The following is a 241-nucleotide window of genomic DNA, read 5'->3' on the forward strand; positions in this document are numbered from 1 at the left end:
CGAACCTCAGGAGAACTGGGAAGACCGTCCGCCACCATCCATGGCTGCGACGGAGCTTCTGCGTGACCTGCCGGTGACTGCCCGCGGCGTCCGGACCAGGGCTTCTCTGGTCGCAGCGGCCCGAACGGTGTTCGAGCGCGCAGGGTATCTCGACGCCCGTCTCACGGACATCACCAAGGAAGCGAACTGCTCCACCGGCACGTTCTACACCTACTTCGACAACAAAGAGCAGATCTTCGCC

At 63.5% G+C, this 241-nt stretch carries 1 protein-coding gene; it reads left to right on the top strand.

Going from position 1 to position 241, the window contains the following annotated elements; translation table 11 throughout:
- Positions 1-241, top strand: a 241-nt coding sequence (locus ASU23_RS30935; protein WP_253741560.1) for a TetR/AcrR family transcriptional regulator, incomplete at both ends; no start/stop codon positions are given.

This window comes from Rhodococcus sp. KB6 (assembly GCF_001445685.1).
Taxonomy (GTDB): Bacteria; Actinomycetota; Actinomycetes; order Mycobacteriales; family Mycobacteriaceae; genus Rhodococcus_F; species Rhodococcus_F qingshengii.